This is a genomic window from Cellulomonas sp. S1-8 (assembly GCF_026184235.1).
Classification (GTDB): Bacteria; Actinomycetota; Actinomycetes; order Actinomycetales; family Cellulomonadaceae; genus Cellulomonas.
Genome location: NZ_CP110806.1, coordinates 3,996,989 through 4,012,220, shown reverse-complemented (window position 1 = coordinate 4,012,220; position 15,232 = coordinate 3,996,989). Strand labels below are relative to the sequence as shown.

General features: G+C 72.3%; 14 protein-coding genes. 8 read left to right on the top strand and 6 right to left on the bottom strand.

What is annotated here, in order from left to right; all coding sequences use genetic code 11:
• The first annotated feature begins 84 nt into the window (after positions 1-84).
• From serS to OKX07_RS18055, 6 genes are all read left to right on the top strand, one after another.
• Positions 85-1,365, top strand: a complete 1,281-nt coding sequence (serS, locus tag OKX07_RS18080; RefSeq protein ID WP_265629387.1) for a serine--tRNA ligase — start codon at positions 85-87, stop codon at positions 1,363-1,365.
• Positions 1,362-2,159 carry an HAD family hydrolase gene (locus tag OKX07_RS18075; protein ID WP_265629386.1) on the top strand — a complete coding sequence of 266 codons (798 nt, stop codon included), beginning with the start codon at positions 1,362-1,364 and terminating at the stop codon, positions 2,157-2,159. The genes serS and OKX07_RS18075 overlap by 4 nt, the downstream gene beginning before the upstream one ends.
• Positions 2,160-3,615: 1,456 nt before the next feature.
• Positions 3,616-4,986 carry an ABC transporter substrate-binding protein gene (locus OKX07_RS18070; protein ID WP_265629384.1) on the top strand — a complete coding sequence of 457 codons (1,371 nt, stop codon included), beginning with the start codon at positions 3,616-3,618 and terminating at the stop codon, positions 4,984-4,986.
• A gap of 99 nt (positions 4,987-5,085) precedes the next feature.
• The gene (locus OKX07_RS18065; protein WP_265629383.1) at positions 5,086-6,081 is read left to right on the top strand and encodes a carbohydrate ABC transporter permease; all 996 of its coding nucleotides are present in this window, start codon (positions 5,086-5,088) and stop codon (positions 6,079-6,081) included.
• Entirely contained in the window at positions 6,078-7,016 is a 939-nt protein-coding gene (locus OKX07_RS18060; RefSeq protein WP_265629382.1) for a carbohydrate ABC transporter permease, read from the top strand. The genes OKX07_RS18065 and OKX07_RS18060 overlap by 4 nt, the downstream gene beginning before the upstream one ends.
• A 171-nt stretch (positions 7,017-7,187) precedes the next feature.
• On the top strand, positions 7,188-8,027 hold the full coding sequence (locus OKX07_RS18055; RefSeq protein WP_265629380.1) for an EamA family transporter: 840 nt from the start codon (positions 7,188-7,190) through the stop codon (positions 8,025-8,027).
• 110 nt (positions 8,028-8,137) lie between these two features.
• Here OKX07_RS18055 and OKX07_RS18050 read toward each other — a convergent pair whose 3' ends face one another.
• The 4 genes from OKX07_RS18050 to OKX07_RS18035 form a co-directional block, all read right to left on the bottom strand.
• Positions 8,138-8,962, bottom strand: coding sequence for a LamG domain-containing protein (locus OKX07_RS18050; protein WP_265629378.1), 825 nt, complete (start codon positions 8,960-8,962; stop codon positions 8,138-8,140).
• A gap of 74 nt (positions 8,963-9,036) precedes the next feature.
• Positions 9,037-9,576 (bottom strand): signal peptidase I, encoded by a 540-nt coding sequence (locus OKX07_RS18045; RefSeq protein ID WP_265629377.1) that lies wholly within the window; start codon positions 9,574-9,576, stop codon positions 9,037-9,039.
• Positions 9,573-10,226 carry a hypothetical protein gene (locus tag OKX07_RS18040; protein ID WP_265629375.1) on the bottom strand — a complete coding sequence of 218 codons (654 nt, stop codon included), beginning with the start codon at positions 10,224-10,226 and terminating at the stop codon, positions 9,573-9,575. Before OKX07_RS18040 ends, OKX07_RS18045 begins: the two co-directional genes overlap by 4 nt.
• A gap of 74 nt (positions 10,227-10,300) precedes the next feature.
• Entirely contained in the window at positions 10,301-10,906 is a 606-nt protein-coding gene (locus tag OKX07_RS18035; protein ID WP_265629373.1) for a hypothetical protein, read from the bottom strand.
• Positions 10,907-11,107: 201 nt separating this feature from the next.
• On the opposite strand from OKX07_RS18035, the gene OKX07_RS18030 reads away from it, so the two are divergent.
• Positions 11,108-12,073 (top strand): hypothetical protein, encoded by a 966-nt coding sequence (locus OKX07_RS18030; RefSeq protein ID WP_265629372.1) that lies wholly within the window; start codon positions 11,108-11,110, stop codon positions 12,071-12,073.
• A 51-nt stretch (positions 12,074-12,124) separates the two neighbouring features.
• On the opposite strand, the gene OKX07_RS18025 is transcribed toward OKX07_RS18030, so the two are convergent.
• On the bottom strand, positions 12,125-12,739 hold the full coding sequence (locus tag OKX07_RS18025; protein WP_416220797.1) for a bacterial proteasome activator family protein: 615 nt from the start codon (positions 12,737-12,739) through the stop codon (positions 12,125-12,127).
• Between the two features lie 66 nt (positions 12,740-12,805).
• Between OKX07_RS18025 and OKX07_RS18020 the strand changes: the two genes are divergently transcribed.
• Positions 12,806-14,038, top strand: coding sequence for an AGE family epimerase/isomerase (locus OKX07_RS18020; RefSeq protein ID WP_265629370.1), 1,233 nt, complete (start codon positions 12,806-12,808; stop codon positions 14,036-14,038).
• Between the two features lie 11 nt (positions 14,039-14,049).
• Here the strand turns inward: OKX07_RS18020 and OKX07_RS18015 are convergent, their stop codons facing one another.
• Positions 14,050-15,063: an NAD(P)H-quinone oxidoreductase gene (locus tag OKX07_RS18015; RefSeq protein ID WP_265629368.1), complete on the bottom strand. Its 1,014-nt coding sequence runs from the start codon at positions 15,061-15,063 to the stop codon at positions 14,050-14,052.
• Positions 15,064-15,232 lie beyond the last annotated feature (169 nt).

Below are 15,232 nucleotides of genomic sequence, written 5' to 3'. Positions count from 1 at the left end.
TACGGGTGCGGGGCGTTCCCCGCAGTTCGTGGGGAGTCGCGGGCCCCGCGGGAAAGGGTTCTGCGGGGTCGGTAGGGTCGTGGGGTGATCGATCTGCAGCTGCTCCGTCAGGATCCGGACGTCGTGCGCGCCAGCCAGGTGGCGCGCGGTGAGGACCCGCACCTCGTCGACGAGGTGCTGGACGCGGACGCCCGCCGCCGCTCCGCGCAGACGGGCTACGAGACGCTGCGGGCCGAGCAGAAGTCGCTCGGCAAGCAGGTCGCGACCGCGTCGGGCGACGAGAAGCACGCGCTGCTCGCGCACACCAAGGCCCTCGCCGCGCAGGTCAAGGCGCTGCAGGCCGACGCGGCCGACGCCGAGGAGCACGCGGTCACCCTCGCGCGGCGCATCGGCAACGTCATCGAGGACGGCGTGCCGAGCGGCGGCGAGGACGACTACGCGGTCCTCGAGCACGTCGGCACGCCCCGCGACCTCGCGGCCGAGTACGGGCCGGACTTCCGTGTGCAGGACCACCTGGCGCTCGGGGAGGGGCTGCGCGCGATCGACACCGAGCGCGGCGCCAAGGTCTCGGGCTCGCGGTTCTACTTCCTCACCGGCATCGGCGCGCGCCTCGAGCTCGCGCTGCTCAACGCCGCGATGGACCTGGCGCTGCGCAACGGGTTCACGCCGACGATCACCCCGACCCTGGTCAAGCCCGAGATCATGGCCGGCACCGGGTTCCTCGGTGCGCACGCCGACGAGATCTACCACCTCCCGGTCGACGACCTGTACCTCGTCGGGACCAGCGAGGTCGCGCTCGCCGGGTACCACCAGGGCGAGATCCTCGACCTGGCCGACGGCCCGCTGCGGTACGCCGGGTGGAGCGCCTGCTACCGCCGCGAGGCCGGGTCGTACGGCAAGGACACGCGCGGCATCATCCGCGTCCACCAGTTCCACAAGGTCGAGGCGTTCGTCTGGACGCGGCCCGACGACGCGTACGACGAGCACCGCCGGATCCTGGCGTGGGAGAAGGAGATGCTCGCGCTCGCGGAGCTGCCCTACCGCGTCATCGACACCGCCGCCGGCGACCTGGGGTCCAGCGCGGCGCGCAAGTTCGACTGCGAGGCGTGGCTGCCGAGCCAGCAGCGCTGGATGGAGGTCACGTCGACCTCCAACTGCACGACGTACCAGGCCCGCCGCCTCGGCGTGCGCGAGCGCACGGACGACGGCATGCGGACCGTCGCGACGCTCAACGGCACGCTCGCCACGACGCGCTGGATCGTCGCGATCCTCGAGAACCACCAGCAGGCCGACGGGTCGGTCCGGGTCCCCGAGGGCCTGCGGCCCTACCTGGGCGGCCTCGAGGTCATGGAGCCGGTCCGATGAGCCGCCACCGTCTGGTCGCGCTCGACGTCGACGGCACGCTCATGTCGTACGCCGGGGTGATCAGCGACGACGTGCGCGCGGCCGTGACGGCGCTCGTCGCGTCGGGCAGGCACGTCGTGCTCGCCACCGGCCGGTCCGCGCACTCGGCGGTGGAGGTCGCCCTCGACCTGGGCCTGACCAGCGGCTGGGTGGTGTGCTCCAACGGCGCCGTCACCGCGCGGCTCGACCCGGAGCAGGAGTCCGGCTACACGCTGGTCCGCACCGTGACGTTCGACCCCGGCCCGGCGTTGCGCGCCATCGCTATGGAGCTCCCCGACGCGCTGTTCGCCGTCGAGGACCTCAGCGTCGGGTTCCTCATCTCTGCGCCGTTCCCCGAGGGCGAGATCACCGGGCGGCACACGCTCGTGCCGTTCGAGCAGCTCGCGTCGTCGCCCGCGACCCGCGTCGTCATCCGGGCGCCCGAGAGCACGCCCGAGGAGTTCCACGCGCTCGTCGAGCGCGTCGGCCTGCACGAGGTGACGTACGCGGTGGGCTGGAGCGCGTGGCTGGACCTGACGCCCGGCGGGGTGTCCAAGGCCAGCGCGCTGGAGGACGTGCGCCGCGACCTGGGCGTCGAGCCGTACGAGACGCTCGCGCTCGGCGACGGCGAGAACGACGTCGAGATGCTGCGCTGGGCCGCGTGCGGCGTGGCCATGGGGCACGCGAACGACGTCGTCCGCGCGGCCGCCGACGAGGTCACCGGCACCATCGACGACGACGGCGCGGTCGCGGTGCTGCGTCGCGTGCTGGTATGAATCTGCCGCGACAGGGGGCTGGCCGGACTCTTGCCTCCAGGAACCGGTGTTCAAACCTGCACCAGCGGCCCGCATTTGGAGCGTCACGCCGGGGCGGATCAGAGCCGTCCGGCAACGAGTAGGGATCGACCGTTCGTTCGAGGACTCGTCCCCTTGAGTCACGGCGGAACTCAGCGTTGTGACCTTGCTCCTCGCGGGCTGGCACTGAGAACTGACAGTGGTCACAGCCACCTTGCGCAGCACCCGGCGCTTTGCCATACTCGTACTGGCGGCGCAATCCTGCGTTCGACACGTTTTCGTCACCAAGAGTTAACCGCTCAGGACATTAGAAAGGTCTGCAATGACGACGCAACGAAGGCTCGGACGTATTCTATCCACGGGCGTGCTGACAGCGGCACTCATTGTCGGCGGGGTCGTGGTGGCGACGCCAGCGTCGGCCGCGCCATGTGGCCTCACGGTCACAAATACCACTTTGGCTCCGCAGGTGATCCCGACTTGGAGCGCCACCTACAAGAACTGCAGCGCGAGCCAGGGCTACCGGGTCAAGGTCGTCATTGACTACGCGCCAGACCGTCAGTGTCGCTACGTTGGACCGTACTCCCAAACGACCTGGGATTGGGTCGGCGGAACAAACGCGCGACTGGCGACGTGCTGAGTTAGATCGCGGCCAGTATCGAAGGTGCGTCACGCGTCACGGCGTGACGCACCTTCGGTTCCGTTTCGACCCTCGGTCGCCGTGCAACGGCAGGCATACGATGCGCGTCCGCGCCGCCGCGCTAGTCGCCTCTAGGCTCATTGTCGTGCTCGCGACGGGCCGATCGGCCCACTCCGCCACCCGCGCTCGAACTGGCCGGGCCCAGGTTGAGTCGTGTGCTCGTTCGCCTCCACCACGGCGCGGTCGCGCCTCCGCCACGGAGATCCCGTACGCGGTCCCAGACCCGGGTGTCGGCGCCCTTGCCGCCGACGAGATGACCTTCGCCTCGCTCAAAGAGCTCGCGTCGGCGCCGCAACCAGTCGTCACCACCAGGCGCCGCCGAGCACCTCCGAGTGTGTCGGCCTGCATGACGTGACGTCGCGGTGGGCTGGAGCGCATGGCCGGACCTGACCCCGGGGGTCTCCGAGGAGAGCGCGCTGGAGGAGGTCCGGCGTGACCTGGGCGTCGAGCTTAAGGGACCCTCGCGGTCGGCTACAGGAAGGTTCGACGTCGAGATGATGCGGCGTGTGGCGTGGACGTGGCGTGGGAGGCCCCGCACGCCGCCGGCTCGCGCCGCGGCGCTGGGGTGCGTGATTGCCCCTCCCGACCTCCCGGACGCGCGCGGTCCGCGGTGATGTGACCGGATCGTGACCGGTTCCTGGGTGTTTCCGTGTTGCAGCCGTAGGGCAAACGGACTTGCATCGACAGCAGGCGTCCCGGACCGGGGCGTACTCATTTGCACCACGACGACGTGGAGGTCCGATGATGCGAATCCAGAAGAGGCGCGGGCTGGCGCTCGCCGCTTCCGTGGCCGGGCTGGGCCTGGTGCTCACGGCGTGTGCCGACGGTGGCGACGACACCGGGAACGAGGCCGCGGCGACGTTCGACTGCGCCGACTACGAGCAGTACGGCGACTTGGCCGGCAAGAGCGTCTCGGTGTATACGTCGATCGTCGACCGCGAGGCCGAGGAGCAGCAGGTGTCCTACGAGCCGTTCGAGGAGTGCACCGGCGCAGAGGTCGAGTATGAGGGATCGCGTGAGTTCGAGGCGCAGTTGCCGGTGCGCCTGGAGGCAGGCAACCCACCCGACATCGCTTTCGTGCCCCAGCCGGGCTTCCTGAAGTCGCTCGTCGAGGACTTCCCTGACGCCGTCGTGCCCGCGGGCGAGGCGGTCGTCGCGAACGCCGAGGAGTACTACAGCGAGAGCTGGGTCGAGTACGGCACCGCCGACGGCACGCTGTACGCCACCCCGCTGGGCGCGAACGTGAAGTCGTTCGTCTGGTACTCGCCGGCCGCGTTCGAGGAGAACGGCTACGAGATCCCGACGACGTGGCAGGGCCTGCTCGACCTCACCGACCAGATCGTCGCCGACCACCCCGACGTCAAGCCGTGGTGCGCGGGCATCGAGTCCGGTGACGCGACCGGCTGGCCGGCCACCGACTGGCTCGAGGACGTCGTCCTGCGCACCGCCGGTCCCGACGTCTACGACCAGTGGGTGAGCCACGAGATCCCGTTCGACGACCCGGCGATCGTCGAGGCGCTCGTGGCCGTCGGCGACATCCTGCAGAGCGAGGAGTACGTCAATGGCGGGCTCGGCAACGTGGCGTCCATCGCGACGGCACCGTGGAACGAGTCCGGCAACGGCATCCCCGACGGCACGTGCTTCCTGCACCGGGCCGCGAACTTCTACCAGGCCAACTGGGACGAGTCGCTGACGGTCGCCGAGGACGGCGACGTGTACGCCTTCTACCTGCCGGGCGTCACCGAGGACGACAAGCCGCTGCTCGGCGGCGGCGAGTTCGTCACGGCCTTCTCGGACCGCGAGGAGGTGCAGGCCTTCCACGCGTACCTGTCGAGCCCGCAGTGGGCCAACGCCAAGGCCGAGGTCACCGGTCAGGGCTGGATCAGCGCCAACAGCGGACTGGACGAGAGCCTGCTGCAGTCGCCCATCGACCAGCTGTCGTTCGACCTGCTGACCGACGAGGCGTACACGTTCCGCTTCGACGGCTCCGACCAGATGCCCGGCGCCATCGGCGCGGGTGCCTTCTGGCGGGAGATGACGGCGTGGATCAGCCCTGGTCAGGACGCGCAGACGACCCTGGGAAACATCGAGTCCGCCTGGGCAGGCATGTGACGTAGCAGCACCACGTGGTGGGGGTCCCCGGTCACCGGTGGCCCCCACCACGCCGTCCGTACCCGCTGACGACCCGGCGCCGGGCGTCACGACGAGGGGATGATCACCGTGGAGTGGCTGCTGCGCCCGGACACGACACCCGAGAAGCTCATGCTGATGGTCCTGGCCATCGTGCTGTTCGTCGTGGTGATGGGGGCGATCCTGCTCGGGATCGACCGGCTCAAGCGGGCCCCCACGTGGGCCGTCGTGCTGGGCTTCCTCGGCCCGACCCTGCTGTTCCTCACCTTCGGCCTGCTGTACCCGGGCCTGCGCACCTTTTGGAACTCCTTCCAGGGGCGCGGCGGCGAGTTCGTCGCCTTCGACAACTACGTCACCGCGTTCACCGAGGGCCAGTTCCAGATCGTCCTGCGCAACACGGCGCTGTGGGTGGTCCTCGTGCCGCTCGCGGCCACGCTGTTCGGTCTCGTGTACGCGGTGCTGGTCGACCGGACGCGCTTCGAGTACGTGGCGAAGACGCTGATCTTCCTGCCCATGGCGATCTCGCTGGTGGGGGCGTCGATCATCTGGAAGTTCGTCTACGAGTACAAGCCGAACCAGGGCAACGTCCAGCAGACGGGCCTGCTCAACCAGCTGCTCGTGTGGCTCGGCATGGAACCCCAGCAGTTCCTGCTGAGCCAGCCGTGGAACAACCTGTTCCTCATCGTCGTCATGGTGTGGATCCAGGCCGGCTTCGCGATGACGGTGCTCTCCGCGGCCGTCAAGGCCATCCCGGACGACATCATCGAGGCCGCGCGGCTCGACGGCCTGCACGGCCTGTCGATGTTCCGGTTCATCACGGTGCCGTCGATCCGGCCGGCGCTGGTGGTCGTGGTGACGACGATCGCCATGGCGACGCTCAAGGTCTTCGACATCGTCCGGACCATGACGGGCGGCAACTTCAACACGTCCGTCGTGGCGTACGAGTTCTACACGCAGACGTTCACGGCGCGGAACCAGGGGCTGGGTGCGGCCCTCGCGGTCATCCTCTTCGTCCTGGTGATCCCGATCATCGCGTACAACGTGCGGCAGCTGAAGCTCGCGGAGGAGATCCGATGACCGCCATCCCGCCGACGACGCTCACCGACCCGGCTGAGGTCGACACCCGTCGCACCCCGCGGCTGACACGCGCCGAGAAGGCCGCGATCAAGGCCAAGGGCCGGCTCAGCTCGCCGTGGGCGTCGGGCATCGCGATCGCGCTGGCGGTCCTGTGGACCGTGCCGACGTTCGGCCTGCTCGTCACGTCGTTCCGTCCCCGGTCGGAGATCCGCACCACCGGCTGGTGGACGTTCTTCACCAACCCCCTGGTGACGCTGGAGAACTACACCGAGGTGCTGTTCGGGTCGTCGACGAGCTTCGCGACGTTCTTCGTCAACTCGGTCGTCATCACGCTCCCGGCCGTGTTCATCCCCATCTCGCTGGCGCTGCTCGCGGCGTACGCGTTCGCGTGGATCGACTTCCGGGGTCGCGACCTGCTGTTCGTCGCGGTGTTCGCGCTGCAGGTCGTGCCGATCCAGGTGACCCTGCTGCCCCTGCTCACCCAGTACGTCTCGTGGGGGCTCGCCGGGTCGTTCTGGGTCGTGTGGCTGTCGCACTCGATCTTCGCGCTGCCCCTGGCGATCTACCTGCTGCACAACTTCATGAAGGACATCCCGGCCTCGCTCGTCGAGGCGGCGCGCGTGGACGGCGCCGGCCACGTGACGGTGTTCTTCCGGGTGCTGCTGCCGCTGCTGACGCCCGCCATCGCGTCGTTCGGGATCTTCCAGTTCCTCTGGGTCTGGAACGACCTGCTCGTCGCCCTGGTGTTCGTCGGCGGGACCACGGACGTCGCCCCGCTGACGGTCCGCATCGCCGAGCTCGCGGGCACCCGCGGCTCCCAGTGGCACCTGCTGTCGGCGGGCGCGTTCATCGCGATGATCGTGCCGCTCGTCGTGTTCCTCGCGCTGCAGCGGTACTTCGTCCGCGGCCTCCTGGCGGGCTCCGTCAAGGGCTGACCCACCCCGCCGCACTCCTTATGCGTGAGAGGGCGATCCAGCCCCGTGCTGGATCGCCCTCTCGCGTGTGGGAGGTGGGCTCAGCTGGATTGCTCTCTCGCGAGAGAGCAATCCAGCCCGCCCCCACCTTGGGCGCGAGAGTGCGATCCAGCCCCGTCGTAGCCTGGCGGGGTGCCCGCGCCCGCGTTGTTCGTCGTCTCCGGGCTGACGCAGTACGCCGGGGCGGCGCTCGCGGTGGGGCTGTTCGCGGTGCTGCCCGCAGGGAACGTCGCGTGGCTGCGGATCGCGGTGTCGGCGGTGCTGCTGCTCGCGTGGCGGCGGCCCTGGCGCGTCCGTGAGCTGTGGGAGCCGCGGCGCCTGGGCGTCACGGCGCTGTTCGGCGTGGTGCTCGCGACGATGAACGTCGCGTTCTACATCGCGATCGAGCACCTGCCGCTGGGGACGGCGGTCGCGCTGGAGTTCCTCGGGCCGGTGGCCGTGGCCGCGGTGACGGGGTCCGGCGTGCGGGACCGCGCCGCCATCGCGGTCGCCGCGGTGGGCGTCGTCCTGCTGGCGGGCGTCAGCCTCGACACCGGTCCGGGCGCGACGACGGGTCTGGTCGCCATCGGCGTCGCTGCCGCGTGCTGGGCCGCGTACATCGTGCTGGGCCGCCGGGTCGCGCGCGCCGGCGCCCCGGGGGTGAGCGGGCTGGCGGTCGCGATGGCCGCGGGTGCGCTGGTCCTCGCCCCGTTCCTCGCCGGCGGCTCCGGGCCCGTGCTGCACGACGCGCGCCTCGCGGGGATCGTCGTCGCGATCGCCGTGTGCTCGTCGGTCGTGCCCTACGCCCTGGAGCAGGTCGTGCTGCACCGCGTCAGCGCCGCGACGTTCGCGATCCTGCTGGCGCTGCTGCCGGCCACCGCGACGGTCGTGGGTGCGGTGCTGCTGCAGCAGTGGCCGCACGGCCTGGAGCTGGTCGGCCTCGCCCTCGTCTCGGGCGCGATCGCCCTGACGGCCCGCTCCGACCCCGGATGACGTGAAGCGTTCGGACCTCAGGCGTCCCGAACGCTGCTCACCCCGAGCCGCCGGTTCGTTCGCATCCGAGGGTGCCATCGCGGCCACGTGCAGCAGGCGAGCGACGCAGCTCAGCCGGTCGCGTTGGCGTGGCCGGAGACCTGCCCCGCGTTCAGCGCGTAGCCGAACACGGCGACCTCGTCGATCCGGCCGACGAAGGCGTCCCCGCCGTTCCCGCGCGCGCCGATCGTGAGAGGTGCCGTGTTGTCCTGCTGCGAGTCGGTGGACGCCACCCGCCCGGCCTCGGTGCCGTTGACGTAGACGACCATGTTCGTGCCGTCGTGCACCGCCGCCACGTGGTACCACGTGTCCGCAGCGATCGCCCGCGACGTGATCAGGGGATTGCCCTGCACGCGCTCGAACTGGATGGACATGTTCGTGTCGTTCGGCCCCCGGTACAGGTTCACGCCCCAGCCCCTGATGCCGTTGGCGTCCTGGACCTGCTTGGCGACCAGCCGCTCCCACTGGTCCGACCCGGAGTAGCGCCGGGCGGGGCGTACCCAGAACTCGACGCTGTACTGCGCCCTCGCGGTGAAGTCGAACGTCGTACCGTCGTCGGGGATGCTGACGTACTGCGAGCCCGTGAAGCCCACGGAGCGCCGTGTCTGGTTCACGAGGGCGCCGGGCTGGCCGAGCGCCGGACCGTTGACGTACGCGCCGTGGTGCTTCGGGTCCGGGCTGCTGTCCGTCGCCTGCGTGCCCGACGTCTCGTCGAGCCGCCAGTAGCCCAGGAGGCCCGAGTTGAACATGTGCTGCGGGTAGGAGTTCGCCGTGTCGAACTCCCCGGCGGTCAGCGAGGCCGTGCCGGTCGTGGATGCGGACCAGCGCGCCTCGCCCCGCCCGGGAACGACGACCGCGAGCGCGACGAGACCCAGCGCGACGGCGACGGAGACCACCCAGAGCAGGGTCGCGGGCCGTCGGGTGGCGAGGGACGCCGCAGGCGGGACGGCTCGGAGCGTGCGCTGCGACCTCACGTCCGGGCCTCTCCGGCGGCGTGCCGCCGACCCTGCGGGGCGTCGCGCGCCGCCATGATCGTCGAGAGCGCGCCGTGGGTCATGAGCGCGAGGACGGCCGCGACGCCGGCCAGCGGCGCCCACTGCCCGGCCGCGAGCCACACGGCCGGCAGGCCGATGCCGGGCACGAGCAGCCGGGGGAGACCCGCGACCTCGTCGAGCAGGACGGGCCGGAGGTCGGCCGTCGGGTTGGCGTCACCCTTGGTGACCAGCGCACCGTCGTCCGTCAGCTCCGTGACGCGGTGCACGACGAGCCGGTCGGGCTCGGCCGCGTCCGCGAACATCACGACGCGGCCCGGCACGAGGTCGGCCGGCTGGAACGGTGCGGCGACGACGATGTCACCGGGGACGATCCGCGGCGCCATCGAGCCGGTCATCACGACGGTGGGACGCCAGCCCAGCGCCGCCGGGAGCAGGGCCCACGTGCCGAGCCCCAGCACGACGACGAGCGCGGCGACGGACACCGCTCCGACGAGGGCGCGGAGGGCTCGGATCACGTGGACTGCGCCTCCCAGAAGAACGTCACCCCGGCCGTCTTGGTCTGGACCGTGTTGGGCGCGTTGATGTTCAGCTTGTACGTCACGCGGTACGTGCGGCTCGCGGTGACCGCCGTGCTCCAGGAGCCGGCGCCGTTCGCCCACGAGCTGTGCGTCGTGCCGAAGGCCGCCAGGGTGCCGGTGAACAGGCTCGTCCCGGTGAAGCCGGTGCAGCTGTTGAACGTCCCGCCGCCGTTGACGGCGCTGTGCTCGACGGTGATGTCGAGGTTCTGCGCGAGCGTGGTGTCGCCCGTGACGGTCGCGTACATCTTGATGTTGGACGCGACGGTGCCCGAGCTGGTCACCTTGATGCACTTCGTCCCCTGGACGGTGGCGCTCGGCGTGAGGCCGCTGACGGTGAACAGCGCAGCACCGAGGTCGTCGTCGACCAGCGCGACCGAGCCCGTGGTCCAGGCGTTGGGTTCGTTGGTCGTCGTCGCGGTGAAGGCCGCGTAGGACGCCTGCCAGACGAGCCCACCGCAGGCCAGCAGCCCGAGCGGCACGCCGATCGCGATCGTCCAGAGGGCGTCGAGACGCCGACGCGCCGGCCGGGCCGACCGGCGGCTGGTCGCGGCGCGGTGCCGGGACGTGCTGGGGGGACTGACGGGCACATCGACCTCGGATGCTCGGGGGTGGGGGGCGACGCGGTTGCCGTCCCGGACCGCGGGTCCGGGACGGCCCGACGTCAGGAGGTGGCGTTCCAGGTGAACGCCGCGGTGGCCGAGGCGCCCTCGGCGACCTCGTCGTTACCCTCAGGCAGGCTCCAGACGATGCGGTAGGTCCGCGCCGTGTTGGAGTCCGCCGCGGAGGTCCACGTCTCCGGCGTGGTCGTCAGGGCCGCGCCGAAGCCGTCCAGCGTGCCGCTGTAGAGGGACGTCCCGTCGAAGCCCGTGCAGTCGCCCGCACCGGTCGGCGTCGCGGTGCCGCTCTCGACCGTCAGGTCGATGTCGGCGGCGAGCGCGCCCGACGCCGCCGCGGACATCGTGACGGTCGACGCGATGTTCCCCGACGCCGTCACGGTGATGCACTTCTCGCCGCTCTCGCCACCGTCGAGGAGCCCGTGGTCGGCCGTCCGGAACAGGGCGGTGCCGCCGTCGTTGTCCGTCAGGTCGAGCGAGCCGGTCTCCCAGCTGTTGCCCTCGTTCGCCGTCGTCGCGGTGAACGCGGCGAACGACGCCTGGTACACGACGGCGCCGCTGCCGACGACGCCGACGCCGACGGCGAGGGCCAGGGCGAGGCGGGAGCCGCGGCGACGCGTCTGGGACGGGTCACGGGAGTCAGTGCTGTGCATGGGGTGTCCTCTCGATGCCTTACTTATCTGTAACTAGTGGATCGACACAACGGGCGGGGTACTGAGCGGCCGATCGGGTGAAGAAAGTGCCCTTGCACGAACTGGTCTCTCTCCTGAGGTCATGAACGGTGTCGTTCCGGCCGATACGGCACGTTGGCCCAGACCTGATCGGTCACCTGCACGGGACGAGAGGAGCACGGCATGCGAGCGTGGACGACGCGCGCCCTCGTCGTCCTGGCTGCCGCACTGTCCCTGCCGGCCGCGGGGCCCGCCACCGCGGCGACCTCCCTCCCGGCGCTGTTCTCGGACGCGACCGGCCCGCTGTTCACCGCCGATCTCCTCGAGCCGGGCGCACCGCTCGAGCAGTGCCTGCGGTTGAGCTGGTCCGCCGCCGGAGGAACCGTGCTCGGTGTGTCGGCCCGCGTCGTCGGCGACCTCGCGCCCTACCTCGACGTGACCGTCCAGACCGGGAGCGGTGGCGGCTACGACGACTGCGGCAAGTTCGTCGCAGCGGGGCCGCAGTGGTCGGGCACGCTCGCGGGGCTGGCAGGCACCCACGATGCCCCTGCCCGTCAGGCGCCTCTGCAGCCGATGACCACGGGCGCCGGCTCGGCCACGGTGCGGATCGCCGTGACGGTGCACGACGACGACCGCGCGCAGGCGCTCGACGCCGCGGGCGATGTCGTGTTCGCGCTCGTGGCCGGGACGGACGCCCCCGAGGCATCCTTGGACGACCCCGGCACCTCCGGGCGCGGCGACCTCCCGACCTCCTCGGACGCCCCGAGCGCGTCGACGGACGACCTGTCGGGCCCCCCTGCGGCCGGGCGCCCGCCGACCGCGCCGCCTGCGCAGGACGACGCGACCGTGACCGTACCGATGTCGCCCGGGGAGCCCGGGGCGCCCGGCGCCGACGACGCGGGGTCCCCGGGCGTCGCCGACGGTCTGCTGGACCGGGACCCCGCTGCGGCCGGGGCGCTCACCCCAGCCGTCTGGTGGACGCTCTGGGCCCTGCCGCTGCTCCTGCTGCTCCTGCTGCTCAGGAAGCGCAGGGAGGCCCGTGACACCAGGCTCGCCGCCACCCCCGCGGAGGCGGTCCCGGGGCGCGACGACGAGGCGCACGCCACCCCGCCGGTCGTCACGCGCCCCGACGTCGGAGACGTCCGCTGAGCCTCGCCACCCTCAGGACCCGACCTGTCCACGGCGACCTGCGGACACGTCCTACAGGTACTGACCCGTCGACGGGCGCAGGTCGTCCGGGGCGTCGGCGCCCGCCACCGGCACCACCAGACCGCCCGGGCCCGGCGCGTGACCCGGGGGCAGCGCGCGCCGCATCTGCGTGAGCTGCGCCTGCGCGGCCATCTGCTGGGCGACGAGCGCGGTCTGGATGCCGTGGAACAGGCCCTCGAGCCAGCCGACGAGCTGCGCCTGCGCGATCCGCAGCTCGGCGTCCGACGGCGCCTGCTCCTCGGTGAACGGCAGCGTGATGCGGTGCAGCTCCGCGAGCAGCTCGGGCGACAGGCCCTCCTCGAGCTCGTGCAGCGACCGCTCGTGGATCTCGGCGAGGCGCGCGCGGGCCGCGTCGTCGAGGGGCGCCGAGCGCACCTCGTCAAGCAGCTGCTTGATCATCGTCCCGATCCGCATGACCTTGGCGGGCTGCCCGACCATGCTCGCCAGGTCCTCGTCGCGGGCAGCGTCCTGCGGGCCGGCGCCGGCTCGCCCGCCGCCCGGTGCACCCGGCGGGGGCACCACGACGACGCGGGGCGGGGTGGGGGCGTCGGGTCCGTCGGGCGCGCCCACCGGCGTCGGGTCCGTCGTCTGCTCGTCGTGGTCCACCCGCCCATCATGGTCGAGACGCGCGCGGGTCGCAGCCCCTCGGCGGCGGCTGGCTAGGGTGGTCGCATGGCGTGGCTCAGCACCCCGACGCACGACCGCTGGCTCGAGGCGGAGACGGACCGGCTGTGGGAGTTCGGCCGTGCGGCGCGGCGCGCGCGCGGCGGGTTCGCCCGCCTGGACGACGTCGGACGCCCGCTGCCGGGCCCCGTCGAGCTGTGGATCACGTGCCGCATGACGCACGTGTACGCCCTCGCGCACCTCGCAGGGCGGCCCGGCGCCGCGGCCCTCGTCGACCACGGGCTCGCGGCGCTGACCGGGCTGTTCCACGACGACGAGCACGGTGGCTGGTTCGCCGAGGTCGACGCCGACGGCACGCCGCGCGACACCACCAAGGCCGCGTACCCGCACGCGTTCGTCGTGCTGGCCGCGTCGAGCGCGACCGCCGCGGGCCGTCCCGGCGCCCGCGCCCTGCTCGACGAGGCCCTCGCGGCGCAGGAGCGCTGGTTCTGGGACGACGCCGCGGGCATGACCGTCGAGGAGTGGGACCGCACCTTCACGCACCTCGACGCGTACCGGGGCGTCAACGCCGCCATGCACACGGTCGAGGCGTACCTCGCGGCCGCCGACGTGACCGGCGACCGCGTCTGGCTCGAGCGGGCCGTGCGCATGGTCGAGCGGGTGGTCCACGGCTTCGCGCGCGGCAACGCCTGGCGCATCCCCGAGCACTTCGACGCGACGTGGACACCCGACCTCGCGTACAACGCGGACTCCCCGGCGCACCCGTTCCGCCCCTACGGCGCGACCGTGGGGCACTGGCTGGAGTGGTCGCGCCTGACGCTGCACGCGCGCGCCGCGCTCGCGGCCCGCGGCGACGTCGCACCCGCGTGGCTGCTCGACGACGCCGTCGCTCTGTTCGACGCCGCCGTGCGCGAGGGCTGGGCCGTCGACGGCGCCCCGGGGTTCGTCTACACGGTCGACTGGGAGGGCCTGCCGGTGGTGCGCGAGCGCATGCACTGGGTCGCGGCCGAGGGGGTCGCCGCGGCCGCCGCGCTGCACGCCGCGACCGGCGAGGCCCGCTACGACGACCTCTACACGGTCTGGTGGGACTACATCGGGGAGCACGTGCTCGACCGCGTCGGCGGCTCGTGGTGGCACGAGCTGGGGACCGACAACCAGGTGTCGCGCACGGTCTGGGTCGGCAAGGCTGACCTGTACCACGCGGTCCAGGCGACCCTGATCCCGCGGCTGCCGCTCGCACCGGCGCTCGCTCCCGCGCTCGCGGCGGGCCTGCTCGGCTGAGGCGCCCGCCCTCAGGGGACGAGCAGCAGCTTGCCGAACACCTCGCCGGACTCCATGAGCTCGTGCGCGCGGGACGCGTCGGCGAGCGGCAGACGCGCGTGCACGACGGGGCGCACGCGGCCGTCGAGGACCAGCGGCCACACGTGCTCGAGGACGTCGGCCATGATCCGGGCCTTCTGCGCCGCGGGGCGGTCGCGCAGGGTCGTCGCGATCACGGACCCGCGCCGCGCCATCAGCGCCGGCAGGTCGAGCTCGCCGCGCCGCCCCTGCTGCAGCCCGATGACGACGAGCCGACCGCCCTCGGCGAGCAGGCGCACGTTCGCGGCCAGCGCGCCGCCGCCCAGCACGTCGAGCACGACGTCGACGCCGCGGCCGTCCGTCGCGTCGCGCACCGCCTCGCCGACGTCCTGGGCGCGGTGGTCGACGACGACGTCGGCACCGAGGTCCCGGACGCGGGCGCAGCGTGCGGCACCGCCGGCGGTGGCGAGCACCCGGTGACCCAGCGCGTGCGCCAGCTGGACCGCGACCGACCCGACCCCGCCGGACCCCCCGTGGACGAGGAGCGTCTCGCCGGGCGCGAGGCCGGCCGCGCGCAGGTTGGACCAGACGGTCGCGAACGCCTCGGGGAGCCCAGCGGCGTCCTCCCAGGCCTCGCCCGGGGCCACGGGCAGCGTGAGGGCCGCGTCCACCGTCACCCGTTCGGCGTAACCTCCACCCGCGAGGAGGACGGCGACGCGGTCTCCCACGCGGGGCGGGGGTGACGCCGCGGCGCCGCCGACGGGCCGCGCGCCGTCCGTCGCCGGCGGGCCGACCCCGCTCACGACACCGGCGACCTCGAGGCCGGGCCAGGCTGGAGCGCCGGGGGGAGCAGGGTAGTGTCCTTGGCGTTGCAGCAGGTCAGCGCGGTTGACGCCCGCGGCGGCGACGTCCACGAGCAGCTCGCCCGGGCCCGGGACGGGGTCGGGGACGTCCTCGACGCGCAGCACCTGGGGACCGCCGGGCGAGGTGACGAGGACGGCGCGCACCCAGCGAACCGTAGGGCGCTGCGCAGGGGGAGCGCACGCAGGCGCGCCGGGGCGCCAAGGGCAATGACGCCCGTTTTGCCACGTAGATGGCGTATCGGGACGGGTGAGGTCCGTGGCAAACTCGGTCGGCGGGCTAATGGTCCGGTGTCCAGGTACCGATGAAGCGCAG

Excerpts from the sequence above, each read along its gene's own strand:
- OKX07_RS18060 (WP_265629382.1), top strand. The coding sequence starts at position 6,078 with ATGACCGCCATCCCGCCGACGACGCTCACCGACCCGGCTGAGGTCGAC.
- OKX07_RS18030 (WP_265629372.1), top strand. The coding sequence starts at position 11,108 with ATGCGAGCGTGGACGACGCGCGCCCTCGTCGTCCTGGCTGCCGCACTG.
- OKX07_RS18035 (WP_265629373.1), bottom strand. The coding sequence starts at position 10,906 with ATGCACAGCACTGACTCCCGTGACCCGTCCCAGACGCGTCGCCGCGGC.
- OKX07_RS18075 (WP_265629386.1), top strand. The coding sequence starts at position 1,362 with ATGAGCCGCCACCGTCTGGTCGCGCTCGACGTCGACGGCACGCTCATG.
- OKX07_RS18065 (WP_265629383.1), top strand. The coding sequence starts at position 5,086 with ATGATCACCGTGGAGTGGCTGCTGCGCCCGGACACGACACCCGAGAAG.
- OKX07_RS18020 (WP_265629370.1), top strand. The coding sequence starts at position 12,806 with ATGGCGTGGCTCAGCACCCCGACGCACGACCGCTGGCTCGAGGCGGAG.
- OKX07_RS18070 (WP_265629384.1), top strand. The coding sequence starts at position 3,616 with ATGATGCGAATCCAGAAGAGGCGCGGGCTGGCGCTCGCCGCTTCCGTG.